Source organism: Rhizobium sp. NZLR8 (assembly GCF_019685025.1).
Lineage (GTDB): Bacteria > Pseudomonadota > Alphaproteobacteria > Rhizobiales > Rhizobiaceae > Rhizobium.
The window spans coordinates 63,662-88,173 of sequence record NZ_JABDVY010000011.1; the positions used below are offsets into that span (position 1 = coordinate 63,662).

21 protein-coding genes and 1 pseudogene are annotated in these 24,512 nt (G+C 61.8%); 12 read left to right on the top strand and 10 right to left on the bottom strand.

Features of this window, described 5'->3' with window-relative positions:
- The coding region (locus HJB89_RS33365; RefSeq protein ID WP_311044379.1) for a calcium-binding protein at window positions 1–1,591 on the top strand (1,591 nt) is incomplete at its 5' end.
- 51 nt (window positions 1,592–1,642) lie between these two features.
- Here HJB89_RS33365 and HJB89_RS22405 read toward each other — a convergent pair.
- Genes HJB89_RS22405 through HJB89_RS22415 form a run of 3 tightly spaced genes read right to left on the bottom strand, consistent with a single transcriptional unit; the run spans window position 1,643 to window position 4,830 of the window.
- Complete coding sequence (locus HJB89_RS22405; protein WP_207581398.1) at window positions 1,643–2,467, bottom strand: transglutaminase family protein; 825 nt, start codon at window positions 2,465–2,467, stop codon at window positions 1,643–1,645.
- A gap of 12 nt (window positions 2,468–2,479) precedes the next feature.
- Window positions 2,480–3,421 (bottom strand): alpha-E domain-containing protein, encoded by a 942-nt coding sequence (locus HJB89_RS22410; RefSeq protein WP_207581397.1) that lies wholly within the window; start codon window positions 3,419–3,421, stop codon window positions 2,480–2,482.
- Window positions 3,421–4,830, bottom strand: coding sequence for a circularly permuted type 2 ATP-grasp protein (locus HJB89_RS22415; protein ID WP_207581396.1), 1,410 nt, complete (start codon window positions 4,828–4,830; stop codon window positions 3,421–3,423). Before HJB89_RS22415 ends, HJB89_RS22410 begins: the two co-directional genes overlap by 1 nt.
- A 402-nt stretch (window positions 4,831–5,232) precedes the next feature.
- On the opposite strand from HJB89_RS22415, the gene HJB89_RS22420 reads away from it, so the two are divergent.
- Entirely contained in the window at window positions 5,233–6,129 is an 897-nt protein-coding gene (locus tag HJB89_RS22420; protein ID WP_221117683.1) for a DMT family transporter, read from the top strand.
- A gap of 53 nt (window positions 6,130–6,182) precedes the next feature.
- Here the strand turns inward: HJB89_RS22420 and HJB89_RS22425 are convergent, their stop codons facing one another.
- The 4 genes from HJB89_RS22425 to HJB89_RS22440 form a co-directional block, all read right to left on the bottom strand.
- A complete protein-coding gene (locus HJB89_RS22425; RefSeq protein ID WP_207584351.1) occupies window positions 6,183–7,862 on the bottom strand; it encodes a DEAD/DEAH box helicase in 1,680 nt (559 codons plus the stop codon).
- A gap of 222 nt (window positions 7,863–8,084) precedes the next feature.
- On the bottom strand, window positions 8,085–9,224 hold the full coding sequence (locus tag HJB89_RS22430; protein ID WP_221132468.1) for a DNA alkylation repair protein: 1,140 nt from the start codon (window positions 9,222–9,224) through the stop codon (window positions 8,085–8,087).
- Window positions 9,225–9,238: 14 nt separating this feature from the next.
- Complete coding sequence (locus HJB89_RS33370; protein ID WP_259672099.1) at window positions 9,239–9,655, bottom strand: hypothetical protein; 417 nt, start codon at window positions 9,653–9,655, stop codon at window positions 9,239–9,241.
- Between the two features lie 804 nt (window positions 9,656–10,459).
- Window positions 10,460–10,777, bottom strand: coding sequence for a hypothetical protein (locus HJB89_RS22440; protein ID WP_221150539.1), 318 nt, complete (start codon window positions 10,775–10,777; stop codon window positions 10,460–10,462).
- A 339-nt stretch (window positions 10,778–11,116) separates the two neighbouring features.
- On the opposite strand from HJB89_RS22440, the gene HJB89_RS22445 reads away from it, so the two are divergent.
- Window positions 11,117–14,554, top strand: a complete 3,438-nt coding sequence (locus tag HJB89_RS22445; protein ID WP_221150540.1) for a response regulator — start codon at window positions 11,117–11,119, stop codon at window positions 14,552–14,554.
- Between the two features lie 235 nt (window positions 14,555–14,789).
- Here HJB89_RS22445 and mnmD read toward each other — a convergent pair whose 3' ends face one another.
- Window positions 14,790–15,518, bottom strand: coding sequence for a tRNA (5-methylaminomethyl-2-thiouridine)(34)-methyltransferase MnmD (gene mnmD, locus HJB89_RS22450; protein WP_221141590.1), 729 nt, complete (start codon window positions 15,516–15,518; stop codon window positions 14,790–14,792).
- On the opposite strand from mnmD, the gene HJB89_RS22455 reads away from it, so the two are divergent.
- From HJB89_RS22455 to HJB89_RS22490, 8 genes are all read left to right on the top strand, one after another.
- Window positions 15,517–16,695 carry an FAD-binding oxidoreductase gene (locus tag HJB89_RS22455; RefSeq protein ID WP_221117679.1) on the top strand — a complete coding sequence of 393 codons (1,179 nt, stop codon included), beginning with the start codon at window positions 15,517–15,519 and terminating at the stop codon, window positions 16,693–16,695. The genes mnmD and HJB89_RS22455 overlap by 2 nt on opposite strands.
- A gap of 114 nt (window positions 16,696–16,809) precedes the next feature.
- A complete protein-coding gene (locus HJB89_RS22460) occupies window positions 16,810–17,517 on the top strand; it encodes a DUF1045 domain-containing protein (protein ID WP_207581388.1) in 708 nt (235 codons plus the stop codon).
- Between the two features lie 115 nt (window positions 17,518–17,632).
- Window positions 17,633–18,556: an allantoinase PuuE gene (gene puuE / locus HJB89_RS22465; RefSeq protein WP_207581387.1), complete on the top strand. Its 924-nt coding sequence runs from the start codon at window positions 17,633–17,635 to the stop codon at window positions 18,554–18,556.
- Window positions 18,556–19,056, top strand: a complete 501-nt coding sequence (gene uraD, locus HJB89_RS22470) for a 2-oxo-4-hydroxy-4-carboxy-5-ureidoimidazoline decarboxylase (protein WP_207581386.1) — start codon at window positions 18,556–18,558, stop codon at window positions 19,054–19,056. The genes puuE and uraD overlap by 1 nt, the downstream gene beginning before the upstream one ends.
- Window positions 19,053–19,415 carry a DUF86 domain-containing protein gene (locus HJB89_RS22475; protein ID WP_207581385.1) on the top strand — a complete coding sequence of 121 codons (363 nt, stop codon included), beginning with the start codon at window positions 19,053–19,055 and terminating at the stop codon, window positions 19,413–19,415. Before uraD ends, HJB89_RS22475 begins: the two co-directional genes overlap by 4 nt.
- A gap of 4 nt (window positions 19,416–19,419) precedes the next feature.
- On the top strand, window positions 19,420–19,920 hold the full coding sequence (locus HJB89_RS22480; RefSeq protein WP_207581384.1) for an ureidoglycolate lyase: 501 nt from the start codon (window positions 19,420–19,422) through the stop codon (window positions 19,918–19,920).
- Window positions 19,917–20,273, top strand: coding sequence for a hydroxyisourate hydrolase (gene uraH / locus HJB89_RS22485; protein WP_207581383.1), 357 nt, complete (start codon window positions 19,917–19,919; stop codon window positions 20,271–20,273). The genes HJB89_RS22480 and uraH overlap by 4 nt, the downstream gene beginning before the upstream one ends.
- Window positions 20,274–20,275: 2 nt before the next feature.
- On the top strand, window positions 20,276–21,016 hold the full coding sequence (locus HJB89_RS22490; protein ID WP_207581382.1) for a metallophosphoesterase: 741 nt from the start codon (window positions 20,276–20,278) through the stop codon (window positions 21,014–21,016).
- A 21-nt stretch (window positions 21,017–21,037) separates the two neighbouring features.
- Here HJB89_RS22490 and HJB89_RS22495 read toward each other — a convergent pair.
- Both HJB89_RS22495 and HJB89_RS22500 read right to left on the bottom strand, forming a co-directional pair.
- A pseudogene (locus HJB89_RS22495) lies at window positions 21,038–21,397 on the bottom strand (flotillin domain-containing protein); the annotation flags it as partial.
- Window positions 21,398–21,910: 513 nt separating this feature from the next.
- Entirely contained in the window at window positions 21,911–22,522 is a 612-nt protein-coding gene (locus HJB89_RS22500) for a CDP-alcohol phosphatidyltransferase family protein (RefSeq protein WP_207581381.1), read from the bottom strand.
- A 201-nt stretch (window positions 22,523–22,723) separates the two neighbouring features.
- On the opposite strand from HJB89_RS22500, the gene HJB89_RS22505 reads away from it, so the two are divergent.
- Window positions 22,724–24,508 (top strand): bifunctional alpha/beta hydrolase/class I SAM-dependent methyltransferase, encoded by a 1,785-nt coding sequence (locus HJB89_RS22505; protein ID WP_221117674.1) that lies wholly within the window; start codon window positions 22,724–22,726, stop codon window positions 24,506–24,508.
- Window positions 24,509–24,512: the final 4 nt, after the last annotated feature.

Below are 24,512 nucleotides of genomic sequence, written 5' to 3' on the forward strand. Positions count from 1 at the left end.
CGGCGCCGGCAATGACACGCTTGACGGTGGCGCCGGCAACGACACGCTGATCGGCGGTGCCGGCAACGACATCTATGTGGTCGACAGTGCGAGCGACGTGATCACCGAGGCGGTCAGCGCCGGCACCGACGAAATCCGCACGGCGCTTGCAGCCTACTCGCTTGCCGCATTGGCCAATGTCGAGAACCTGACCTATACGGGATCCGCCAGCTTCACCGGTACCGGCAATGCGCTGGCCAACACCATCACCGGCGGCGCCGGCAATGATGTGCTGAACGGTGGGGCAGGTGCTGACACCTTGATCGGCGGTGCAGGCGACGACACCTATATCGTCGACAATGCCGGCGACATCGTCACCGAAGCGGCGGGGACCGACACGGTTCGCACGACGCTGGCGAGCTACACGCTTGGCAGCGACCTCGAGAACCTCACCTATATCGGCACGGCAGCCTTTGTCGGAACAGGCAATGATCTCGACAACACGATCATGGGCGGCGCTGCCAACGATACGCTTTCCGGCGGTGTCGGCAACGATACGCTGAATGGCGGGGCTGGCGCCGACAGCTTGATCGGCGGTGAGGGCAACGACACTTATATCGTCGACAATGCCGGCGACCTCGTCACCGAAGCCGCCGATAATGGGATCGACACGGTTCGCACGACACTGGCCGCCTACACACTGGCGGCCAATGTCGAGAACCTCACCTACATCGGAACGGCAGCCTTTGCCGGGACAGGGAATCTGCTCGACAACATTATCATAGGCGGTGTTGCTGCCGACAAGCTCATGGGGGCTGGCGGCAACGACACTTTGATCGGCGGGTCTGGTGCCGACACGATGTTGGGCGGGACGGGTGACGACATCTATGTGGTCGATATTGCGACCGACATCGTGATCGAGAATGTGAACGAAGGGACGGACACGGTCCAGACGGCGCTTGCAAGCTATACGCTCGGCAACAATGTCGAGAACCTGACCTATACGGGATCTGCCAGCTTCACCGGCACCGGCAATGCGCTCGCCAACACGATCACCGGCGGCGCCGGCACTGACACGCTGAATGGCGGGGCAGGTGCTGACACCTTGATCGGTGGTGCGGGCAACGACACTTATATCGTCGACAATGCCGGCGACCTCGTCACCGAAGCCGCCGATAATGGGATCGACACGGTTCGCACGAACCTGGCGAGCTATACGCTTGCCGACAATGTCGAGAACCTGAGCTTTGCCGGCACTGGGGTGTTTGCCGGAACAGGGAATGCGCTGAACAACGTTATCGTCGGCGGCAGTGGTTCCAATACGCTAACGGGTGGCGCCGGCAACGATATCCTCACTGGTGGAGCGGCAGCCGACGTCTTCGTTTATTCGCCGAACTGGGGCCACGATACGATCACAAACTTCGTGGCAATCGGCTCCGCACATGACGCGATCTGGATCGATGACAGCATTTTCGCCGACTGGGCATCGCTTTTTGCGGCAACCCAGCAGTCTGGGAGTGATGCAATTATTACAGCCGATTCCGACAACACCATAACGCTGAAGAATGTTGCTGTTTCAAGCCTTCAGTCGTGGGACTTCTTGTTTGCGTGACCTTCGCTTGGGCCTTGCGGCACAAATTCTGCCGGGGTGGGCTGATGCCGCTCAGCTCTGGCTCTGGCTTTGCATCTGGCCGCCGTTCTCGACCTTCACGGTGACCGACAGCGTTTCGCCCGGCGTGCCGATGCGCATGCCTGAAATCGGCGCGGCGTCGCGGTAGCAGAGGCCGGAGGCGACGCGGACATAACGCGTATCCGGGCAGATTTCGTTGGCTGGATCGAAACCGACCCAGCCGAGGCCGGGGATATGGGCCTCGGCCCAGGCATGGGTCGCCGCCTGTTCGACCTTTTCCGCCATCATAAGATAGCCCGAGATATAACGCGCCGGCACCTGCAGGGCGCGGGCGGCGGCGATGAAGATGTGGGCATGGTCCTGGCAGACGCCGCTCTTTTTCTCAAGGGCCTGTTCGGCCGTCGTCTCGGTGTTGCTGGTGCCGGGCTTATAATCGACCGTCTGGTGGATTGCTTCCATGAGCGCATGCATGCGGGCCAGCGCATTATCGCCGCCGACGTCCTTGATCAGTTCCTTGACCAGCTTGCCGCCCTTGGTCAGCGGCGTTTCGCGCAGGAAAAGCCAAAGTGGGCAGAAGCCGGTATGCGGGCCGGTGACACCGTTGTTATCCGCCGTCTCGACCTCACCTTCGGCCAGAATGCGCGTCACGTCCTGCTCGCCTTCCAGCGAGACCAGGTTGACGTGATTGCCGTACTGGTCGTCATATTCCACCTCGGGGGTGGCGCCCTCGACGTTCAGCGACCAGCCGAGCACCTTCTGGGCGGGGCTCGTCGGCGGCGTCAGTCTGAGCCGCTGCAGCGAGAACTGCGCCGGTTCGTCGTAGCGATATTCGGTGAGGTGGCTGATTTTCAGTCTCATGTTCTGATCCGCTTAAACGTAGAACCGGTAGCCGTTGGAAATCTCGGCGCCGAGCTGATTGTTGCGCGAGACGAAATCCTCCAGGAACTCATGCAGGCCCTGATCCATGATATCGCGGATCGCCCGCGTCTGCAGCGTGGTGCGGATCGCATCGGCGGTATCGTGGGCAGGCAGCCGCTCCTCGTAATCCTGGGCGAGATAGCCGAGATTGCTGACGATCTTCTCGTAACAATAGGCGAGTGAGCGCGGCATCTGGACGTTCAGGGTCAGGAAGTCGGCAATGTTCATGGCGCGGTATTCGCCGTCATAGGCCCAGCTATAGGCGCGGTGGGCGGAGACCGAGCGCAGGATCGATTCCCATTGCACGTTGTCGAGAGAGGAGCCGACGGCCGAGACCGAGGGCAGCAGCACGTAATATTTCACGTCGAGGATACGGCTGGTATTGTCGGCCCGCTCGATGAAGGTGCCGATGCGGGCGAAATTATAGAGTTCGTTGCGTAGCGTCGAACCATGGAAAGCGCCGCGGATCAGGCCGGCGCGGCGCTTGATGGCGTCGATCACCTCCGGCATTTCGGCCGGCTTGACGCGTTTTTCGAGGAGCGACTTCAGGTCGATCCAGCATTCGTTGGTCGCTTCCCAAGTCTCCCGCGTCAGCGCGGTGCGCACCATGCGGGCGTTGTTGCGGCCGGAGTCGATGCAGGACATGACGCTCGACGGGTTGGCGCGATCGCGCAGGAGATAGTCGATCGCGTCGGCGTTGGTCAGCTTCGCATGGCCCTCGTCATAGGCCTCGCGTACGCCGGCACTTTGCAGCACGCCATCCCAGTTGTCGTCGCCGGCGCTGCTGCGGGTCAGCGACATGCGTAGCCCGGCATCGACAAGGCGGGCGATATTTTCGGCGCGCTCGATGTAGCGGAACATCCAGTAGAGGCCGTTTGCGGTTCTTCCGAGCATCAGTCCTCCAATACCCAGGTGTCTTTGGTGCCGCCGCCCTGGCTGGAATTGACCACCAGCGATCCCTGCTTCAACGCCACGCGGGTGAGCCCGCCCGGAATGATCTGAACCTTGTCAGATACGAGCACATAGGGGCGAAGGTCGACATGGCGCGGCGCAATCCCTTTGTTGACGAGGATTGGCACGGTGGAGAGCGACAGCGTCGGCTGGGCGATGTAGTTGTTCGGCTTGGCCTTCAGCTTCTCAGCGAAATCGGCGCGCTCCTTCTTCGAAGCCGTCGGGCCGACCAGCATGCCGTAGCCGCCCGAGCCGTGCACTTCCTTGACCACCAACTCTTCCAGATGCTCCAGCACGTATTTCAGGCTGCTCGCCTCCGAACAGCGCCAGGTCGGCACGTTTTCCAGCAGCGCCTTGCTGCCGGTGTAGAATTCGACGATCTCCGGCATATAGGAATAGATCGCCTTGTCGTCGCAAATGCCGGTACCAGGTGCGTTGGCGATGGTGATATTGCCGGAGCGGTAGACGTCCATGATGCCGGGAATGCCGAGCGCGGAATCAGCTCGGAAGGTGAGGGGGTCGAGGAAGTCGTCGTCGACGCGGCGGTAGAGCACGTCGATCGCCTCGTAACCGCGGGTCGTCCGCATCTTCACCTTGCCGTCGATGACGCGCAAATCCGAGCCCTCGACCAGTTCGACGCCCATCATGTCGGCGAGGAAGGAATGCTCGTAATAGGCCGAATTGTAGATGCCGGGCGTCAGTACCGCGACGCGCGGCTTGCCGGCGCAGCCGGGAGGAGCGAGGGACGCGAGGCTCTGGCGCAGCAGGTAGGGATAGTCCTCGACGCGCTGCACCTTGTTCTCATGAAAGAGCTCGGGGAACATCTGCATCATGGTTTCCCGGTTTTCCAGCATGTAGCTGACGCCGGAAGGCGTACGCGCATTGTCCTCGAGCACGTAGAACTGGTCCTCGCCGGTGCGCACGATGTCGGTGCCGACGATGTGGGTGTAGACGCCGCCGGGCGGGCGGAAGCCGACCATCTCGGGGATGAAGGTAACGTTGTTCTCGATCAGCTCGCGCGGGATGCGGCCGGCGCGAATAATCTCCTGCTTATGGTAGATATCGTCGAGAAAGGCGTTGAGTGCGATCACCCGCTGCTCGATGCCCTGGGCGAGCCTGCGCCATTCGCGGGCGGAGATGATGCGGGGAATGATATCGAAGGGGATGAGCTTTTCGGAGCTATCGGCATGGCCATAGACCGCGAAGGTGATGCCGGTCTTCCGGAAAATGTTTTCCGCATCGCGGGACTTGGCAATCAGATGCGCCCGGTCTTGGCTGTTGTACCACTCGAAGTATTTTTCATAAGGCGGGCGAGGATTTTCGTCCCCGGTAATCATTTCATCAAATGCCAAAAGTGCAGCTCCCCTTTTCGTTCATTTGAATACAACGCAAATGGCAATGCAAGAACCATGCGCAGTTCGAGGAAAAGATTTTGCGCTGCGGGAAACGGGTGAAAATCCGGGCATTTAAAGTGGTGCGGTGCGGCATGCCGGATAATCGATCTGCAGGCTTGCGCAAAATCTGAGCATTTGATCGTTTTTCGTTCGGTCGCCGTGGTTTGTTGGGCGCCGACAGAACCCCACTCTCCTCATCCTGTGCCTGTCACTGGGATGAGAAGAGTGGGGAAAGCCGGCAGATTCGTCCTGCAATCCCAACCATCAGCGCAATTACAAATAAGCATCAACGCTTCGACTTTGACTGAACGGCCGGGTGCGGCTATCAGCGCGACCAGCCCTTCTCTCGCGAGCATCCCCATGTCCCTCGATCGCCTTGCCCCCGCCGTTTTCGTCCTGCTCTGGTCAACGGGCTGGGTGGTGGCGAAATACGCCTCGCTGCATTCCGAGCCCTTCACCTTTCTTTCGATCCGCTACGCGCTGTCGGCGGCGGCCTTCCTGGGGCTCTGCCTGGCGGCGCGGGCGCGATGGCCGACAAGCCGGGCGACGTGGCTACGCGCCATCTATTCCGGTTTCTTCCTGCATGGTTTCTATCTCGCCGGCCTCTGGTGGGCGATTGCCAACGGCGTGCCGGCCGGCATATCGGGAATCATCGCGGCGCTGCAGCCGCTTTTGACGGCAATGGCAGCTCCCTTCTTGGTCGGCGAGCGGCTGCAACAGGCACAGAAATTCGGGCTTGGCCTCGGCTTCATCGGCATTGCCATCGCCATTTCGCCGAAGCTCCTCGATCCGGCAACCGCCGATCTCACACATGCCGCTCTGCCGCTGGCGATCAACCTCATTGCCATGGGGTCCGTTACCTACGGCACGCTTTACCAGAAGAAGCACCTGCAATCGGGCGACCTCAGGACCATCGCGACGCTGCAATATATCGGCGCGCTGATGCTCACGCTGCCGCTTTCGCTCATTTTCGAGCAACAGCATTTCGATGGCTCCGCGCAGGCCTATGGCGCGCTCGCCTGGTCGGTCTTCGGGCTGTCGATGGGTGGCGTCGGGTTGCTGCTTCATCTGATCCGCCGCGGCCAGGTTTCACGAGCTGCCTCGCTGATCTACCTGATGCCGCCGGCCGTCGCCCTTGAGGCCTTCATCGCTTTTGGGGAACCGCTGACGCTGCCGTTGATCGTCGGCACCGTGGTGGTCGTGATGGGGGTCTACCTGACGAACCGCAGGGCATTCAGCGAGCCTGCGGAAGCGTAGATAGCAGAAAGGCCGGGAAATCCCGGCCTTTCTGCTTTTCAGTCTATCGATGCTTAGGCGCGTTCGCGGCGCTGGCCGCCGCCATTGCGGGAGCCGGAGCCACCGCGACGGTCGCCGCCGTTGCCGTCGCGACGGGGTTCCCCGCCCTGGGCCTGCTGTGGGCCGCGGTCTTCACCGTGCTTGCGAGCCGGGCGGCCGTGGGCGTGGCGGCCGTTGCCGCGATGATGACCGCTCGGCTCGCCATTGGCATGGCCGCCATGGGCGGGACGCTGCGGCTTTGCCGAGGGGCGGAAGTCGGAGGTCGAGGCCAGATCGTTGTCGGGACCAAGATTCGGGGTGGCTTCGCCGCGGCGCTGGCCGCGGAAATCCTCGTTGCGAGCGGTGCGTTCGGGACGCGGACGGCGCTCCTGGTGGCTGCCGCGATGCTCCGAACGGTTCTGATCGCCACGGCCTTCGCCACGACCCTGACCTTCGCGCGCCTGACCTTGGCCGCCACCACGATTGCGGTTGTTGCCATTGCCGTTAGCGCGGCGGGGGCCGCCACTGATATTTGCCGGCGGCTCGCCGCTTGCGACTGCGATGTCGATGCCCATCAGGCGCTCGATGTCACGCAGCAACTTGGCTTCGTCGGGGGCGCAGAAGGCAATCGCGATGCCGTCGCGACCGGCGCGCGCCGTGCGGCCGATGCGGTGAACGTAGGCGTCGGGCACTTCGGGCAGGTCGTAGTTGTAGACATGGCTGACGGCCGGGATGTCGATGCCGCGGGCGGCAACGTCGGTGGCGATCAGTGTCTTGATGCTGCCGTCGCGGAAGGCCTTCAGCGCTCGCTCACGTTGCCCCTGGCTCTTGTTGCCGTGGATCGAGGCGACGGAATAGCCGATGTTTTCGAGATGCTTCATCAGCTTCTCCGCACCGTGCTTGGTGCGCAGGAAGACGATGGCGCGGCCATCGGGGTTTTCGGTCAGCGACTTGCGGAGCAGTTCCGTCTTGTCGTTCTTGCCGCCGACGAAATGGACGTATTGCTCGACCTTGTCGGCAGCCTTGCCGGGCGGTGTGACTTCGACCTTGACGGGATCGACGAGGTAGTCACCGGCGAGATCGGCGATTGCCTTCGGCATGGTGGCCGAGAAAAGCATGGTCTGGCGCTTCTTCGGCACCATCTTGGCGATCTTGCGCAGATCGTGAACGAAGCCGAGGTCGAGCATCTGATCGGCTTCATCAAGCACGAGATAGCGGACTGTGGTCAGCGAGATCGCCCGGCGATTGATGAGGTCGAGCAGGCGGCCGGGCGTGGCGACGAGGATATCGGTGCCCTTTTCGAGCTGAAGCTGCTGCTTGTTGATCGAAACCCCGCCGACGACGACGTTGATGCGCAGATGCGACTTGCGGATGAACTTCTTCAGGCTCTCGGCGATCTGGTTCACCAGTTCGCGGGTCGGCGCCAGGATCAGCGTCCGCGTCGTGCGGTTGTCGGGGCGACGTTCGTCGGCAAGCAGCTTCTCGATGAGCGGCAGGCCGAAAGCGGCCGTCTTGCCGGTGCCGGTCTGGGCAAGACCGATCAGGTCGCGGCCTTCGAGAAGGAGGGGAATGGCATGTTCCTGGATCGGCGTCGGCGTTTCGATGCCGAGCTGGAACAAAGTAGCGACGATCGGCTTGGAGACACCAAGCGATTCAAAATTAGTCAAGGCATAACCTTTCGGGGCGCCACAACGACTATCGCCGGAACGCACCATGCGATCCGGTTTCATTCTGGCGTCAAGAACCCCGCGTGAAGTGGGAACTTGTGAGTTGGAAAAAGCTTTCCAGCGCTTCTGGCCGCTCATGGGAGTGCGGCGCTCTATCGAAATGCGCTTTTGTCCCTTCTTCCTGCGTCCGTATTTTCTAGCAGGGGCACGCTCACGCGGCGGCCGGAAGGGTGAAAGCTGAGCCGCATTTGGGCTAGTTCTCTCACAAAGTCAAGTGCAGTGCACAAGAAAGCCTCCGCCAGGCTCAAGAGAAGGCATGACGAGGACGAAGCTTTCCGATGCGGTCTCCGCGCCGTTGACGAGGATGGCGATGCGATGTTTACCGGGATAATAGCGCCGCGTGGTAATCGGCCGCATGGCGTGGCGGCGCTCGATCGCGTGGCTTTGGCCCGGCGCGAGCATGATCGTCTTGCACTTGAAGACCTTGGGCGAGAGCGAACCGTCACCCTTCACGTGGTGGATGGCGTAGTCGATCATCAGCGATTGCGGGGTCTCGCCGGCATTCGTCACGCGGATTTCGAAATCCAGCCCTTCGCCGAAGAGCACCTCGCTGTTTGCGAGCCGCAATTCGCATGCGAGCGAGGCAGCCGCGCCGAAGCCGAAATTGGCGAGCGCCTGCGTATGGCCCTTCTTCAAAAGCGTGCGGGAGGCGTGCTTCAGCAGCCAACGGCGTTCGCGGGTGGCGTTTTCGATGTGGCCGGCGATGAAGGCGGCGACCATGTCCGGATGATCCTTGGCGATATCGTTCAGGCTGTTGGCGACGGAGCGGCGAACATAATCCTCCGGATCGTCGATCAATTCGGTCAGGATCGGCAGGATCGGCGCCGGATCCTTCACGAGTTGCGACAGGCGCATCGCCCAAGGCAGACGTGGCCGCGTTCCCTCGCTCGCCAGCCGGCGCACATGCCGATCGGGATCGTCGACCCAGCCGGAAATGATGGCAAGCGCACGCTGCTGGTCGCGGTGGATGAACGGGCGGATGCCGAATTCGGCGGTGAAATACGGCGTCAGCGCCTTCAGGAGATCGAGACCGAGTTCGAAATGATCAAGGCCGCGTGTGGCGATGAACTGGTTGACCGGCAGCAGCATCCAGCCTGATAGACCGGGCCTGCCTGATGCAGGGAGGCTCGCCTTCAGGATAGCGGCCGCCCCAGGAAAATCATCGGGAAGCGTGGCAAACAGCGCGTCGCGGATCAGGGCCGAGCGTTCCATCAACTCCATCGCCCCGAGGCCATCGGTCGCCAGCGTCACGAAACGGCCCTTGTCGAAGGCGGGCGCATGGGCGGCGATGCGATCGGCCATGTCGCCGACCAGCGCCTGATGCAGCAGGTTCTTGAGCGGTTCCGGCATGCTGATTCTCCTACCTATCTGGCGGCCGCAAACACCAAGTTCGGATAGAGCCGTTCAATGACGGCGCACCGCATGGCGATAGCGAGATCGTCGTGAAAGATTTCGAGCGCTTTGCCTGCGTCTTTCGGCTTGAGCCACCCGTCAGTCAGGCGCCAGCGACGGAAGAACAGCCAGTCAAGCTCGTGCCGGGATATAAACTCCAAGCTACTTCGTGCCCGTTCCGGAGTGTCGGATGAACTTATCATGTTGGCGTTCGGCCCATATTTGGCGCGTGACTCCTCTAAAGCTGCCGCACTTCGTTGCATCTCGGCTGTCACCTGCGCATCGGTGATGGTGACAAGTTTGTCCATTTCGGCGCGGATATCAGCCGGTATCCTGACAAGAGCTTGCTCCAATGCGTTAGAGAAACGGGGATCGGAGGTGAAACTCATTTCCCATTCCTCTGGCCAGTCCCGCCAGAACACGGTTTCAGCAATCTCCGTCCAACGGCCTTCGGCAAGCAGCCCCAATGCCCGAATGACAGGCAAGACTCGGATGTTGCGAACGCAGGACCAAGACCGTTTGCAGCCGCGATATTCGGCGGAGGCGGAGGTGGTGCGCCTAACCGGTAAACGAGAAAGCCGCCCGTCGATAGAGGCACGCTGCCATCAGGCAGGCGATAAGATAGCAGCCTCTGTTGTGCCGCCAGCCGAAGCACCGAGACGCACAGATCGTCCCAGCGTGGCAGTTCGAGAGGTAGCTGAGCATTCTTACGCGGGATTGTGCCCCCGCGGGTTTCATCGGCCTGTCCGAGTGCCACCAGAGCTTCGCAACCGATCTGATAGGCCGTCAGGAACATATGGTTCCAGCCCTCTTCCCCATCGCCGCGCGGGATGTTTCGGGATAGGAAGTCGACTACGTCTGCCGCCCAACCGGCAGCCGGGATTTTCAAGGCCATTCCGCCTCTGCCCTCCGCATGTTAAATATCCGGCTGATGCTCGAAATTCGATCGATAGCGAAAGCGAAAAGCACGAACGCTTCGAGGGGATTACTAGCTGCCTTTTGCGATATTTAACAGAGTGACGAATAGATCGCTTATCGAGGATGCAGCGCGCAATTGGTGCTCCGATACTGTGGAGCCAAAGCGCTTCATCGGATCGAGCGATGTTGCGGACACTGCGCCATCGGCATTGATGCCGAAGCTGCTGTTGGCCCGGCGCCGCCGGGAGGTCAAGTGGCGCCGGTTGCGGTTTCAGCTATTCGGTGCAGACTTTGACGCGGTAGGGATCGCCCCAATCGTCGCGCCGCCATTCGAGGTGGCAATACGACGGCCGGTAGTAGGTCCGGTAGACCGGATAGGGGCGATAAGCGGGAGAGGCGGGGTAGGCAGGATAAGCGGGATAGGCCGGGCGTGCGGCCTCGGACAGCAGAGCGCCGCCGACGACGCCGGCGGCAAGGCCGCCCCAGAAGGCATCGCGTGGACGGGCATCGGCGGTGGTGGCGGTGGCGAGCGAGGCGCTGACAAGGGTCAGCGCGATCAGGCCCGTCGCCATGGTCTTATGAAGAACGGACATGCTGTTTTCCTTGATTTAGACTGGCTTCGATAAAGCCATGTCCAGACTCCGCCCGGATCGCGGCGGCGAAATGGCCGCGCAAGCGCTTCCCGCATTAAATTTTCGTCATGATTCCAACGGGTCTCGGCAGGGGGTGGAATGATGCATAGGGTGGCATTGCCGCCGATATCTCGCTTTTCAGTCTCGTGCAAGTCCGGGCTCCCAATGTGAGGCAGTTTCAGCCTGGTGAGCGGGCTCGTAAAATTCCCCCGCTAAAATTTATGGTTAAAACCTTGTTAAAAGCCTTGGTGTTACAGTCTTTGTAGTTGATATTTCATTCATTGCGGGAGCGACAATTTCTTGAAATCAGCCGGGGATCTATTGGAATTGGCTTGCCGCCGGATCGCTGATCTGGACACCCCGGCCTATGTCAAGAACAGCGAGCTGCGCTATGTCGCCGTCAACGAGGCCTATGCCGATTTCCTGGGCCGCGAGATTTCCGATTTCATCGGCCGGCGCAGCCGCGAGCTGTTCGACCGTCCCGAGGAAGAGGAGCGCGAGGATAGGGAACGCCGCGCGTTGGTGTTCGGTAGCGAGGAAAACGCCATCTGCTTCGATGCAGCCGGTCTCGGCCATGAGCGCATCCAGATCGAAAGCTTCTCACCGTCGCCTGAGCGGGCCTATGTGCTCGGTATCTTCGAAGTGCGCGAGACGGCGCGTCGCGCGGTTGACGGCGGGCGGGTTGCTAGCGATCCCAGGATCGCTGGCGATCCTGGGATTTCGGCCGATTTTGCCCGCGTGCGCGAGGCGCTGGAAAAGCTCGACCATCCGATCGGCATCTTTGCCGGGGATGGGCGACCCCTGATCGTCAACGCCGCCTATCGCAACAGCGCAAAGCCGGCTGCTCCCAGCGATACGGGCTGGCACGAAAGCGTCAACGAACGCGATCTGTTGCGCATCATCATGGAGGACCTGCCGGTCGCGGTTTTCGTACGCGACGATAGGCACCGCCTCGTCTATGCCAATCAGTATTACGAGACCTTCGGTGGCTATGACCGCTCGCAGGTGCTGGGGATGACCGAGCACGAAATGTTCGGGCCAGAGGACGGCGAGGCGATCTACCAGGAAAACCGCCTGGCGTTGGAAGACGGCCTGTCGAAAGAGATCGAAAGCCAGATGCCGAGCAAGGATGGCCGCATTCATCCGCTCATCTCGCGGGTCAACCGCGTCGTGACGCCGGATGGGCGCACCTATGTCGTCGGCTCCTTTTCCGATATCTCGCCGCTCAAGGAGCGGGAGACGGCACTGATCGAGGCGAAGAAGCAGGAAGAGGTGCTGCATCGGGATATCGAAAGCATCCTTCGCTCGCTGCCGGTCGGCGTGCTGATCCTCGACAACGACCATCGGATTCTCTACGTCAACGACGAATTCTACAGCATTTGGGATCTGCCACCCGACGATCCCTTCGACGGCCGCCCCTTCATCGACGTCATCCGCCGCAATTCCGAGCTCGGCCGCTACGACGGCACGCAGACGCCGGATGAGATCTACGCTTTCCGCAAGCACCTGTTCGAGACCGATGCGCCCGAGCCGATCGAGCTCGATTGGGCAGGCGGTAAATCCGTCATCTTCGACAGTCGCCGTATTTCCAACGACCGTATCTTGCTCTCCTATGCCGACATCACGGCTGTTCGCGAGCGGGAGAAGGAAATCCACGAGGCCCGCGCCGCGCTGGAGCGGCTCGGCGAGATGATGCGCGATGCGACGCATGCCATGTCGCAAGGGCTCGCCATCGTCCAGGATGGCATCATCAAGCTGTCCAACGAGTCGCTTTCAGAGATACTGCGCATACCAGCTTCCCATATCGAGCCAGGCGAGGGCTGGATCGGGCTCTTCGATTTCTGCGCGGCGCGCGGCGATTTCCATGATGCAGCCGCCGAGATCCTGCAGGGTTGGCGCGCCAACATCGCATCGAAGCAACCGATCTCCACGGTCTTCCATGTAGCAGGCGAACGCTGGGTGAACATGGAGGCGACGGTCAGCGAGGGGCAGCATTGGGTGGCGCTTTTCACCGACGTCACCGAGCTCAAGAGCCGCGAGGAGGACTTGCGCCAGCTCTTGTCGCGCGCCGAAGCCGCCGACCGGGCCAAATCCGAATTCCTCGCCAATATGAGCCACGAGATCCGCACGCCGATGAACGGTGTGCTCGGCATGGCGGAACTGCTTGCCAAGACCAATCTCGACACGCGCCAGAAAACCTTCATCGACATCATCGTCAAGTCGGGCAATGCGCTGTTGACGATCATCAACGATATCCTCGACTTCTCGAAGATCGATGCGGGGCAGATGAAACTGCGCAAAGCCGCCTTCGACATCACCGAAGCGGTGGAGGACGTGGCGACGCTCCTATCCTCGCATGCTGCCGAGAAGAACATCGAGCTCCTGGTGCGGGCCGCACCGGATCTGCCCGCCGCGGTGATCGGCGATGCCGGGCGTTTTCGCCAGATCGTCACCAATCTCGTCGGCAATGCCGTCAAATTCACCGAGCGCGGCCACGTTTTCGTCGATGTCGGCTTCCAGACGGTTGCCGGCGGCGAGATCCTGGCGAGCGTCCGCATCGAGGATACCGGTATCGGCATCCCGCGCGAAAAGCTCGAATCGGTCTTCGATAAGTTCTCGCAGGTCGACGCCTCCTCGACCCGCCGGCATGAGGGAACGGGTCTCGGGCTTGCGATCACCGCCGGCCTTGTCGATCTCTTCGGCGGGTATCTCAATGTCGAGAGCGAATGGGGCAGGGGCTCGGTCTTCACCGTCAATCTCCCCTTTGCGGTGGCTGCAGCCCGCCTCGAGCCGAAACCGCTGCCAATCAATGTGCAGGGCGCGCGCGTCCTCGTGGTCGACGACAATGATGTGAACCGGCGCATCCTCACCGAGCAGCTTTCGCTCTGGGGCTTTGACGGCGTGGCCGCCGAGGGCGGGGGCACCGGTCTTGCGATCCTGGAGGCGGCGGCGGATCTCGGCATTACCGTCGATGCCGTCGTGCTTGATTATCACATGCCCGATATGAACGGCGCCGATGTCGCGCGCCGGCTGCGCGCCGATCCCCGCTTCGTCGAGCTTCCGATCATCTTTCTGACGTCGATGGATATTTCAGGCACAGAAAAGGAATTCGCGGCACTGAACGGTCATGCGCATCTGATGAAGCCGGCGCGCGCCAACGTGCTGCGCAATACCGTCGTCGAGGTCGTCCGCGCCGGCCGCGTGAAGCAGGTTTCAGAAGGCGAGATCGCCCGGCTGCAGGCGCAGGCGGTGGTGCCGGCACCGCCGCCTGAGCCGATGCCGCAGCAGCGGGCGCCTGAATTCGTTGATGTGCTCGTCGCCGAGGACAACGAGGTGAACCAGATCGTCTTCACCCAGATCCTGCAAGGAACGGGCCTCTCCTTCCTCGTCGTCGACAATGGCGAGCAGGCGGTTGCCGCCTGGGAGCGACACACGCCGCGGATCATTATGATGGACGTCTCGATGCCCGTCATGAACGGCCATGAGGCGACCCGGACGATCCGCGCGCGCGAAAAAGGGCAGGGGCATCGCGTGCCGATCATCGGTGTCACCGCCCATGCGCTCGAAAGCGACCGCGACCTCTGTCTCGACGCCGGCATGGACGACTATATGTCGAAACCGATCAGCCCCGAATTGTTGGAAGAGAAGATTCGGCAATGGCTCCTCAAGGACGAGCAGCAGCCGGGGCGCACCAGCTACGGATCTCAGTCGGAAAACAGGATGCTCTCGAAATCCTGAACTCCGTTCAAGATATGCAGGACCTCGATGCGATCCTTGCCGCCCGATCAAAGATCAGATAATTCCCGTAAGGGCGGCGGACGCCGTGTTCATAGCGCGGGACCAGTGAAAAACCGTTCGGCGTTTCCGCCAGACGTTCGCTTCGTTCCATCAGGTCATGAATAAAGCTTACCGCCCGCTACGGATTGTCCTTGCCATATAATCGTTAGCAACAGTGGACTGGAAGCAGCAAACGTTACCTGTCGGGCGCCTTGATGCCGCAGAGCATTTCGCGTTTGCCGGCGAAGCCCTGGCGGCGCTCGACGGTAAAGCCTGCGGCGATGAGGTTGCGGCGTACGAAACCGGCCGCGGCATAGGTGGCGAAAGTGCCGCCGGGCGCGGTCTTTTCGTGGACACGTCGCATCAGTTCTTCCGACCACATGTCGCCGTTGCGCGAGGGGGCGAAGCCGTCGAGATACCAGGCGTCGAAGCCGCGCTTTGCGGCTGCGACGCCGTCGAGTGCTGCGCCGCAGACGACGCTGAGCCTCATCTGGTCGTCGAGGTCGAGCGAGACGGTATCGGCAGGCGTTGGCGGCCAGGCCGCCGTCAGCGCCTCGCGTTCGGCATCGATCTCCGGCCAGTGGGAGAGCGCACGGCCGATTTCTTCGCCGCGCATCGGGTGGAGCTCGAAGGAGATGAAATGCAGCTGCTGGCCGGGCACGCTGTACAGCTTCCATCGCCGCCAGGTCTCGGCGAAGTTCAGGCCGGTGCCGAAGCCGAGTTCGCCGATCACGAATTCCTGCCGCCCGTTCCAACGCTCCGGCAGGCCGTTGCCGGCGAGAAAGACGTGGCCGCATTCCAGCCGCCCATCGGTCTGGCAATAAAAATGGTCGCCAAAGGCGAGGGAATAGGGCATATCGCCGTCGCGCCATTCGAGCGGCTGCGGCGCGCCCGCGCCAATCTGATCGGGGTTCACGTCTGTCATGGAAAAAGCCGATAATCCTCAGCCGGTCTCAGGTCAATCGTCCTGCGAATTGCTGATCGTCGGCGGCGGCATCATGGGTCTCTGGGCGGCCGTCCATGCCGAGCGCCGTGGCATCGCTACCCTTATCGTCGACGCCGGCAAATTGGGTGGAGGTGCGAGCGGCGGCCTGCTCGGCGCGCTGATGCCGCATATGCCGGATCGGTGGTCTGAGAAAAAGCAGTTCCAGTTCGATGCGCTGGTCTCGCTCGAAGCCGAGATCGCCATGCTGGAAGCCGAAACCGGGCTTTCGGCCGGTTACCGCCGTTCCGGGCGGCTGATCCCGCTGCCGAAGCCGCATCTCAACAAGATAGCGCGCGCTCACTCCGAGGATGCCGAGCGCCACTGGTGCGCAGGCGAGCGCCGCTTCCATTGGCACGTGCTCGACAGCCCGCCGGTCGACGGCTGGATCGAGGCATCCGCCGGCGAGAGCGGTTTCGTGCATGATACGCTCGCCGCCCGCGTTGCGCCCCGCTCACTGACTGCGGGGCTCATTGCCTTCTTGCGACAGGCAAAACATGTGCGGATCATGGAACACGCGGCGGTGACCGGTGTCGATCCCGACTGCGGCACGGCCGACATAGGGGGCGAAACCATCACTTTCAGCGACTGCATCCTGGCCGCCGGTCACCAGTCTTTTCCGTTGCTGCAGGCGCTGACCGCCGGGCTGAAGCGACCGCTCGGTCAACCGGTCAAGGGGCAGGCGGCGCTGTTGAAAGCCGATCTCGACCCCGCGCTGCCGACGATCTTCCTCGACGGGCTCTATGTCGTCGCGCACGAGGGCGGGCATGTGGCGATCGGCAGCACCAGCGAAAACCGCTTCGACGATTCCACATCGACCGACGCTCAGCTCGATACGCTGATCGCCGCGGCGCGGGAGATCGTGCCGGCGCTGCGCGACGCCCCTATCGTCGAGCGCTGGGCGGGGCTTCGCCCGAAGGCGATCGACCGCGATCCGATGATCGGCCGCCACCCCGATCATCCGCGCCTGATCGCGCTGACCGGCGGCTTTAAGGTCAGCTTCGGCCTGGCCCACCGGCTGGCGGAAGCGGCGATATGTATCGCAGGCGATACGGATTGCGGATTTTTGCTGCCGGAAAGCTTCGCAATTTCAAGCCATATCGCGGCAGCTTCACGTTAAACGTGAATTCGACGCCGCTTCGTTTCGTTATTCTGTCATGCAAATCACCTATCTGCTTGCGCATCGACAGCGCCGGATTTGATCGGCGCTCAGTTCCTTGATGGAGGAAATTGCATGCGCTATGCCATTTGCTTCACGCCTCCGGCGAGCGACCCGCTGTCGCTTGTGGCTGCCAGTTGGCTTGGCCGAAACGTGTTTTCGGGCGATATGGTGGAGCCGCCGGCAGTTCGTGGCCTTGGCATTCACGAGATCGCCTTCCATACCGCCGTGCCGCGGCGCTATGGTTTTCACGGCGTTCTGAAGGCGCCGTTTCACCTGGGTCACAATATGTCCGAAGCGCAACTCCTGCGCGATCTGATGCGTTTTTCCGGGACCTTCGTCCCCTTCCAGATTCCGCGCATCGAAGTCGCACGGCTCGGCAATTTCTACAGCTTGCTGCCGAGCGCCCCCTGCGAGCGGATCCAGTATCTCGCTTCGGCGATCGTCCAGGAATTCGATCGTTTCCGCGCGCCGCTCAGCGAAGCCGAGATCGAGCGCAGCGATCCGGACGGGCTGTCGGCAGCGCAGTTTTCAAACCTGCATCGCTGGGGCAATCCTTATGTGATGGAAGAGTTCCGCTTTCATATGCCGGTGACAGGACCCGTCAACGCGATCGACATGGCGCGCATCGAGCCGGCCCTGCGGACGATTTTCGCGCCTGCCCTCAGTGACCCGGTGACGGTTTCAAACGTGGCGCTGATGATCGAGGAGGGCACGGGCGGTCCCTTCCGCGTTCATTCGCTGCACCCGATGGGCAAGGTCAGCGCGCGCAAGATCGCCTGAGCGTGCCGATGGGCTAAGCCATTGTACTGCAAAGGCAAAATCGGATTGAGCAGTTTCCTTCTCGACATTCCGGCTGCGGATGCTACCGTTCGCCGTCTTTTCAGAAGGTGATTTGATGGTATCCGAGACTTATCCGCGCAATCTCGTCGGCTACGGGCGACAGACGCCCGATCCGAAGTGGCCGGGCGAGGCGCGCGTCGCCGTGCAGTTCGTCATCAATTATGAGGAGGGCGGCGAAAGCTCGATCCTCGACGGCGATCCGGCTTCTGAAAATCTGCTGTCGGAGATCGTTGGCGCGGCCGCCTGGCCCGGACAGCGCAATCTCAACATGGAATCGATCTACGAATACGGTTCGCGCGCGGGCTTCTGGCGGCTCTGGCGGATGTTCACCGATCTCAAGGTGCAGGCGACCGTCTACGGCGTAACGCTAGCGATGGCGCGCAATCCTGAAGCGGTCGCTGCGATGAAGGATGCCGGCTGGGAGATCGCCAGCCACGGTTACCGCTGGCTGGAATACAAGGATTTTCCGGAAGATCTGGAGCGCAAGCACATCCTCGAAGCGGTGCGCCTGCACGCCGAGCTTACCGGCGAGCGGCCATACGGCATGTATCAGGGCAAGCCTTCCGACAAGACGCTTCGGCTGGTGCAGGAGGAGGGCGGCTTCCTCTATTCCTCCGATTCCTATGCCGACGATCTGCCTTACTGGGTGAAGGGCGTCGATGGGAAACCCTTCCTGATCATCCCCTATACGCTCGAAACCAACGACATGCGCTTTGCCACACCGCAGGGCTTCAATACCGGCGATCAGTTCTTCACCTATCTGAAGGATGCCTTCGATACGCTCTATGAGGAAGGCAAGGCGGGCAGCCCGAAGATGATGTCGGTCGGCCTGCATTGCCGCCTCGTCGGGCGCCCGGGCCGGGCGGCGGCGCTGAAGCGCTTCATCGAATATGTGCTGAAGCATGACAAGGTCTGGATTCCGCGCCGCATCGAGATTGCCGAGCACTGGCACAAGCACCATCAGCCGGACGCGATCTGATGCTGTCGCGCGAGGATTTCGTTTCCCGCTTCGGCGGCGTCTTCGAACATTCGCCTTTCATCGCCGAGCGCGCCTATGACGCCGGCAGCGTGAACGAGCCTCTGACGGCGGCCGGCGTACATGCGGCGCTTGCCGCCGTCTTCCGCGCGGCAAGCCGACAGGAGCGTCTCGGGGTGCTCAGCGCCCACCCCGACCTTGCCGGGCGCCTCGCCATATCGGGTGAACTTACCGAAGACAGCCGCAAGGAGCAGTCCGGCGCCGGTCTCGACCGCCTGAGCCCTGCCGAGCACGCCCGCTTCACAGAACTCAATTCGGCCTATGTCGAAAAATATGGCTTTCCCTTCATCATCGCCGTCAAGGGGCTCGGCAAGGAGGATATCCTGGAAGCTTTCGAAACACGGATCGGCAACGGCCGGGACGAGGAGTTTTCGACCGCGACGGCACAGGTCGAAAAGATCGCGCTGCTGCGTCTGACATCGATGTTGCCGGAGGCTGAATGAAGGAGAGGCGCGCTATCGACTATCTCAATGACATGCAAAAGGCGGCATCCCAAGCGTTGTCCTTCATCGGCGGAATGGATGAGGCGGCTTTCGCCGAGGACCAGCTTACCTTCAAGGCCGTTGCCTTTTGCCACTTCACCATCGGTGCTGCGGCATCCCGTCTGCTGGTGTCCCATCCGGAATTTGCCACCGAGCATCCCAATCTGCCGTGGACCAGGATCTGCGGCACCGGTAATCGCATCCTCGACGACGTCTTCGATCTCGATCCCTCCGAAATCTGGGAGGCGACGTATCGGACGCTGCCGGAGCTGCTTCGGGAGATCGATGCCGTCCGATACTGGCATGCCCAAGGCGAGTGACGCGATGTCTCGGTTTCTCGACATTCGTCCTCTCACCAACTCCGCCTTCGCTCTCTTCGGTGAGGTGATCGAAGCCGATCCGGCCGCGATGCGGCTCATCAATGGCGGCACGACGGAGCGTTTCCATGCGCTGGCCGCGGCGCAAGCGACGGGCGAAGGCGCACGCGTCATCATCAATCTCTTTCGCGGCCAGCCGCGCAGCTTTCCCTATGACATCGACATGATGGAGCGCCATCCCTTCGGCAGCCAGAGCTTCTCGCCAGTCTCCGGCCGTCCCTTCCTCGTCGTCGTCTCCGAGGACGAGGGCGGACGCCCGGGCAGACCGCAAGTGTTTTGCGCGCGCGGGGACCAGGGAGTGAACTACCGCCAAAATGTCTGGCATCATCCGCTGATGGCGCTTGGCCAAGTCTCCGATTTCCTGGTCGTCGACCGCGACGGGCCGGGCAACAATCTGGAAGAGTTCTTCTTCGAAACCCCCTACATCATCAAAGAGCCAGCCCCATGACCGGACTGACCACCCATGTTCTCGACACCGCCCTCGGCAAGCCGGCCGAACGCCTTAGGATCGATCTTTTCCAGCTCGACGGCGAGATCCGCAGGCATCTGAAGACGGTCGAGACCAATGCCGACGGCCGAGTCGACGGCGGTCCCATCCTCGCTGGCGAACATTTCCGAGCCGGCACCTATGAACTGGTCTTCCACGCCGGCGATTATCTGAGGGCCAGCGGCACGCCGCTGCCGCATCCGTCCTTTCTCGATCTGGTGCCGATCCGCTTCGGCATTGCCGATGTAACGGCGCATTATCATGTGCCACTGCTGATTTCGCCCTACGGCTATTCCACCTATCGAGGGAGTTAGAAATGCGTTTTGCCGCGATCGCCGACATTCACGGCAACCATCTGGCGCTTGAAGCCGTGCTTACGGATATTCGCGCTGAGGGCATCGAGGACATCGTCAATCTCGGCGATTTCTTCAGCGGGCCGCTGGAAGCCGGTCGGACCGCTGATTTGCTGATGCCGCTTGGCCTGACCTCGGTTCGCGGCAATCACGATCGCTATCTGATCGAGCAGGATCCGGCCTCCATGCATGCCTCGGATGCTTCAGCCCATCGGCAATTGACGTCGTCCCATCTCGACTGGATTCGCAGCCTGCCGTTCAAAACCGTCTATCGCGGCGAGGTGTATCTCTGCCATGCGACGCCGAAGGACGATAATCTCTATTGGTTGGAATCGGTCTCGGCGGATGGCGTCGTCTTCCTGAAGCCGGTCGAAGCGATCGAGGCGCTGGCCGAGGGCATAGACCTGCCGCTGATCCTCTGCGGCCACAGCCACCTTCCCCGCGCCGTCCGTCTCTCCGACGGCCGCCTGATCGTTAATCCCGGCAGCGTCGGCTGCCCCGCCTATGACGACGACCGGCCCTATTACCACAAGATCGAAGCCGGCCATCCGCTGGCCGGCTATGCCATTCTGGAAAAGACGGCGGCGGGATGGACGTGGCAGTTCAGGAATGTCGCCTACGACCATATGGCGATGTCGGCACTGGCCGCCGAAAGGGGCCGTGGCGACTGGGAGAGCGCGCTGGCGGCGGGTTGGGTGAGATAGCCCAGACCCGCCTGCACGCGATCATTCCTTCTTCGGCGCCGCAGGGGCGATCGTCTTTGCCGGGGCTGCGGCCGCTGCCGGCGCTACCGGAGGCGCGGCCGGTATTGCCGGCTTTACCGGAGCCGGAACCAGCTTTGCCGGTTTCGCGCCATCGAGATTTCCAAGGAGGGATGAGATGGCGTTGTCGCCGTCGAAGCCGGCCTCTTTCAGCAATTTGTCGAGGATCGGCTTGTTTGCCTGATAGGAGAGGAGCTGGCCGGCCAAGCCTTCGCCGAGGCCGATGCCGCTTTCGCCGTTCGCGCCCCCGCGGCCCAGCATGCCGCCGGTGTCGAAGATCCTGATGTCAGAGATTTTCTCGATCGGCTTGACCGCCTCGGCGAGCTCGATCAGGATGTCGATCATCCTGCGATAGGCGACTATCGTGTCATCGAGCGCCGCCCATCACGCCGAAAATCTGCACAGCGAGGCCGCGCGCCCTAATCGTGTTGAACCCAGGTTCGATTGGCCGCGCCTATTTCGAGGAAATCGCGAAGGCTGTGAGCGGTCCTGGCGAGCCTGATCCGGCGCGGCTTACAGAGATCATGCTGCGGCACGGCCTGATTCCCGCCTGAAAAGACTCGGCCGCCGCCCGGCTGACAAGTTCCGGGCCTCCCATCCCAATGGAACCGGCGCGGGCCGTCTTAGGCGTGTGCGCAAAGCGGACCCGCCGCCGCTCGCGGTCGAGAGCCGCCGACGGCTTTCTGAAGCTACTGGACCCGCAGCCTGAAGTGGGCAGATGAGCACTAATCATGGGGAGCGGTATAAGCTTAACATACCGTTAGGAGGACGGAGGCAGCGTCGATTGTCGGATCACATTTGCCGATGGAAGCATAGGCGACAGATCGGCTCCGCTTCCTATCGGGCGGCCGTGTGCGCCTCGCGAATACCGGCGTTGATACGGTTGATGATGGTCCATATGAGAAGTAGAGCCACCACCGCCCAAAGCCACGAAGTCCATGCTGCAAACGTACCACCAACCGCGACAAAGGTGCCGAGCGCGCCAAAAAGCACCGCGCGGTCGCTCTTGCCCAGCGGCCCGTCGTAACGCCGGTTTGCCCCGACCGTTTGACCCAGAACGCCGGTAAATTCCGTCAGCGCCGAGAGGAATATGACGGCCATCGCCGGCACCAAGCCGTTCGGATCGATGAGCGCAAACGGCAAATACAAGGCGGTATCCGACACGACATCACCGATCTCGTTCAGATACGCGCCTAAAATGCTCTTCTGCCCATGTTCGCGCGCGAGCATGCCGTCGATGGCGTTGAGGCCCATGCGCAGGAGAAACCATACGGGCACCAGCAGGAACCAATGCGGAAGCGGAACAACGCTCAGAAAAACGCCCAATGCAACCGAGACGGCGGCGGCAACTGAAGTCACCTGATTGGCGGTGACGCCTCGCGCGGCGAGGGAGCGCACCAGAGGGCGAAGAATATTCTGAAATCGGGACTTCAATTGATAGACAGACATGCTACCTCAGTGGAATTTCGTGGCATCGGAAAGGTCTATCCCGGCTTTGGCGGTGCAGATCGTTGTATTTTTGAGGAAGGCCACACTTCATATCGGTTCTCGCAAAGGGCTTACATTTGCGACTAGACTTTTGCAATGAAGACAAATCACTGTTCCCGCCAGTGGTTGCAATCCACCCACCAATCAGAATTGGAGAAGACCGTGCTGCAAACTGCCGATAGCGGGCAACCGTCCTCGACGGCCAGACCAATGCATGAATCCGAATTCGCATCGCATGATGGCACACGGCTTTTTTATCGGGCGTGGCCTGCGACGGGGGCTGCACCGAAGGGCGTAATCATTCTTCTCCATCGCGGCCACGAGCATAGCGGCCGTGTCGCCCATCTCGCCACCGAACTCGGCCTCGATGATTTTTCCTTCTACGCCTGGGACGCACGCGGCCACGGGCGTTCACCGGGAGAGCGCGGCTATTCGCCATCCTTTGCTGCCTCGGCGCATGATCTCGATTGCTTCGTGCGCCATGTCAGCGAGACAAGCGGTACTGCCGTCGAAGACATCGCCGTCATTGCGCAGAGCGTCGGCGCGGTCCTCGCCACCACCTGGGTGCACGACTATGCGCCGCCGATCCGTGCGCTCGTGCTTGCCTCGCCGGCCTTCAGCGTCAAGCTCTACGTGCCTTTTGCCAAAGAAGGCATTGCGCTCTGGGAAAAGCTTAAGGGGACATTCTTCGTCAATTCCTATGTCAAGGCGAGGTTCCTGACGCATGACCCCGAGCGCATCGCCTCCTACGAATCCGACCCATTGATCACCCGGCCAATTGCCTCCAACATCCTGTTGCAGCTTTATGAGGCGGCAGCCCGCGTCGTCGGTGACGCCCGCGCCATCACCGTCCCGACCCAACTGCTTATCTCCGGCAGCGACTGGGTGGTGCGACACGCCCCGCAGCACCGGTTTTACGAAAACCTCGGCAGCCGTATCAAGGAACGGCATGTGCTTGCCGGCTTCTACCATGACACGCTTGGCGAAAAGGACCGCGCGATTGCCCTCGCCGAGGTTCGCCGTTTTATAGACGCGCGTTTTGCCGAGCCCCGGGCGCCTGCCGACCTTCGCACCGCCCATATCCAGGGCTATACAAAGGACGAGGCCGACCGGCTCGCGAGCCCGTTGGACGCCACATCCCCACGCGGCATCTACTGGGCGCTCAGCCGCCTCAACATCAAGATTGGCGCCCTGGTGTCCGAAGGCATAAAGACGGGGGTCAAGACCGGTTTTGATTCCGGCTCGACGCTCGATTACGTCTACGAGAACATGCCGCGCGGGCTCGGTCCCGGCGGGCGTTTGATCGACAAGGTGTTCCTCGAGGCGATCGGTTGGCGCGGCATCAGGCAGCGCAAGCTGCACTTGCAGGATCTGATCGACCGCGCGCTGCAGCGCCTGAAAGCAGCCGGCCGCAATACCCACCTGCTCGACATAGCGGCCGGGCACGGCCGTTATGTCCTTGATGCGATCGAGACGGCTGCCGTGCGTCCCGATAGTGCGCGGTTGCAGGACTATTCCTCCATCAACGTCGATGCCGGCCGCAACAGCATTGCCGCGCGGGGACTGAGTGATTTCGTGAGCTTCCGCCAGCAGGATGCCTTTGACGGCGAGGGGCTGGCTGCAATCACGCCGGCCCCGGATCTCGCGATCGTCTCCGGCCTTTACGAGCTGTTTTCCGACAATGCGATGATCGCCGCATCGCTCAACGGGATCGCCCGGGCGATGCGGCCCGGTGGTCTGCTTGTCTACACCAACCAGCCATGGCATCCACAACTGGAGATGATCGCCCGCGCATTGACCTCCCACCGCGGCGGCGAGGCGTGGGTGATGCGGCGGCGGACGCAAGAGGAAATGGACCAGCTGGTCGCCGCAGCCGGTTTCCGCAAGATCGAACAGCGCATCGATCAGTGGGGCATTTTCACCGTCTCGCTGGCCGAGAGAGTCTGAGGGC

Excerpts from the sequence above, each read along its gene's own strand:
- HJB89_RS22405 (WP_207581398.1), bottom strand. The coding sequence starts at position 2,467 with ATGAGACTGAAAATCAGCCACCTCACCGAATATCGCTACGACGAACCG.
- HJB89_RS22410 (WP_207581397.1), bottom strand. The coding sequence starts at position 3,421 with ATGCTCGGAAGAACCGCAAACGGCCTCTACTGGATGTTCCGCTACATC.
- HJB89_RS22420 (WP_221117683.1), top strand. The coding sequence starts at position 5,233 with ATGTCCCTCGATCGCCTTGCCCCCGCCGTTTTCGTCCTGCTCTGGTCA.
- HJB89_RS22425 (WP_207584351.1), bottom strand. The coding sequence starts at position 7,862 with ATGGTGCGTTCCGGCGATAGTCGTTGTGGCGCCCCGAAAGGTTATGCC.
- HJB89_RS22430 (WP_221132468.1), bottom strand. The coding sequence starts at position 9,224 with ATGCCGGAACCGCTCAAGAACCTGCTGCATCAGGCGCTGGTCGGCGAC.
- HJB89_RS33370 (WP_259672099.1), bottom strand. The coding sequence starts at position 9,655 with ATGAGTTTCACCTCCGATCCCCGTTTCTCTAACGCATTGGAGCAAGCT.
- HJB89_RS22440 (WP_221150539.1), bottom strand. The coding sequence starts at position 10,777 with ATGTCCGTTCTTCATAAGACCATGGCGACGGGCCTGATCGCGCTGACC.
- HJB89_RS22455 (WP_221117679.1), top strand. The coding sequence starts at position 15,517 with ATGGAAAAAGCCGATAATCCTCAGCCGGTCTCAGGTCAATCGTCCTGC.
- mnmD (WP_221141590.1), bottom strand. The coding sequence starts at position 15,518 with ATGACAGACGTGAACCCCGATCAGATTGGCGCGGGCGCGCCGCAGCCG.
- HJB89_RS22460 (WP_207581388.1), top strand. The coding sequence starts at position 16,810 with ATGCGCTATGCCATTTGCTTCACGCCTCCGGCGAGCGACCCGCTGTCG.
- puuE (WP_207581387.1), top strand. The coding sequence starts at position 17,633 with ATGGTATCCGAGACTTATCCGCGCAATCTCGTCGGCTACGGGCGACAG.
- uraD (WP_207581386.1), top strand. The coding sequence starts at position 18,556 with ATGCTGTCGCGCGAGGATTTCGTTTCCCGCTTCGGCGGCGTCTTCGAA.
- HJB89_RS22475 (WP_207581385.1), top strand. The coding sequence starts at position 19,053 with ATGAAGGAGAGGCGCGCTATCGACTATCTCAATGACATGCAAAAGGCG.
- HJB89_RS22480 (WP_207581384.1), top strand. The coding sequence starts at position 19,420 with ATGTCTCGGTTTCTCGACATTCGTCCTCTCACCAACTCCGCCTTCGCT.
- uraH (WP_207581383.1), top strand. The coding sequence starts at position 19,917 with ATGACCGGACTGACCACCCATGTTCTCGACACCGCCCTCGGCAAGCCG.
- HJB89_RS22490 (WP_207581382.1), top strand. The coding sequence starts at position 20,276 with ATGCGTTTTGCCGCGATCGCCGACATTCACGGCAACCATCTGGCGCTT.
- HJB89_RS22500 (WP_207581381.1), bottom strand. The coding sequence starts at position 22,522 with ATGTCTGTCTATCAATTGAAGTCCCGATTTCAGAATATTCTTCGCCCT.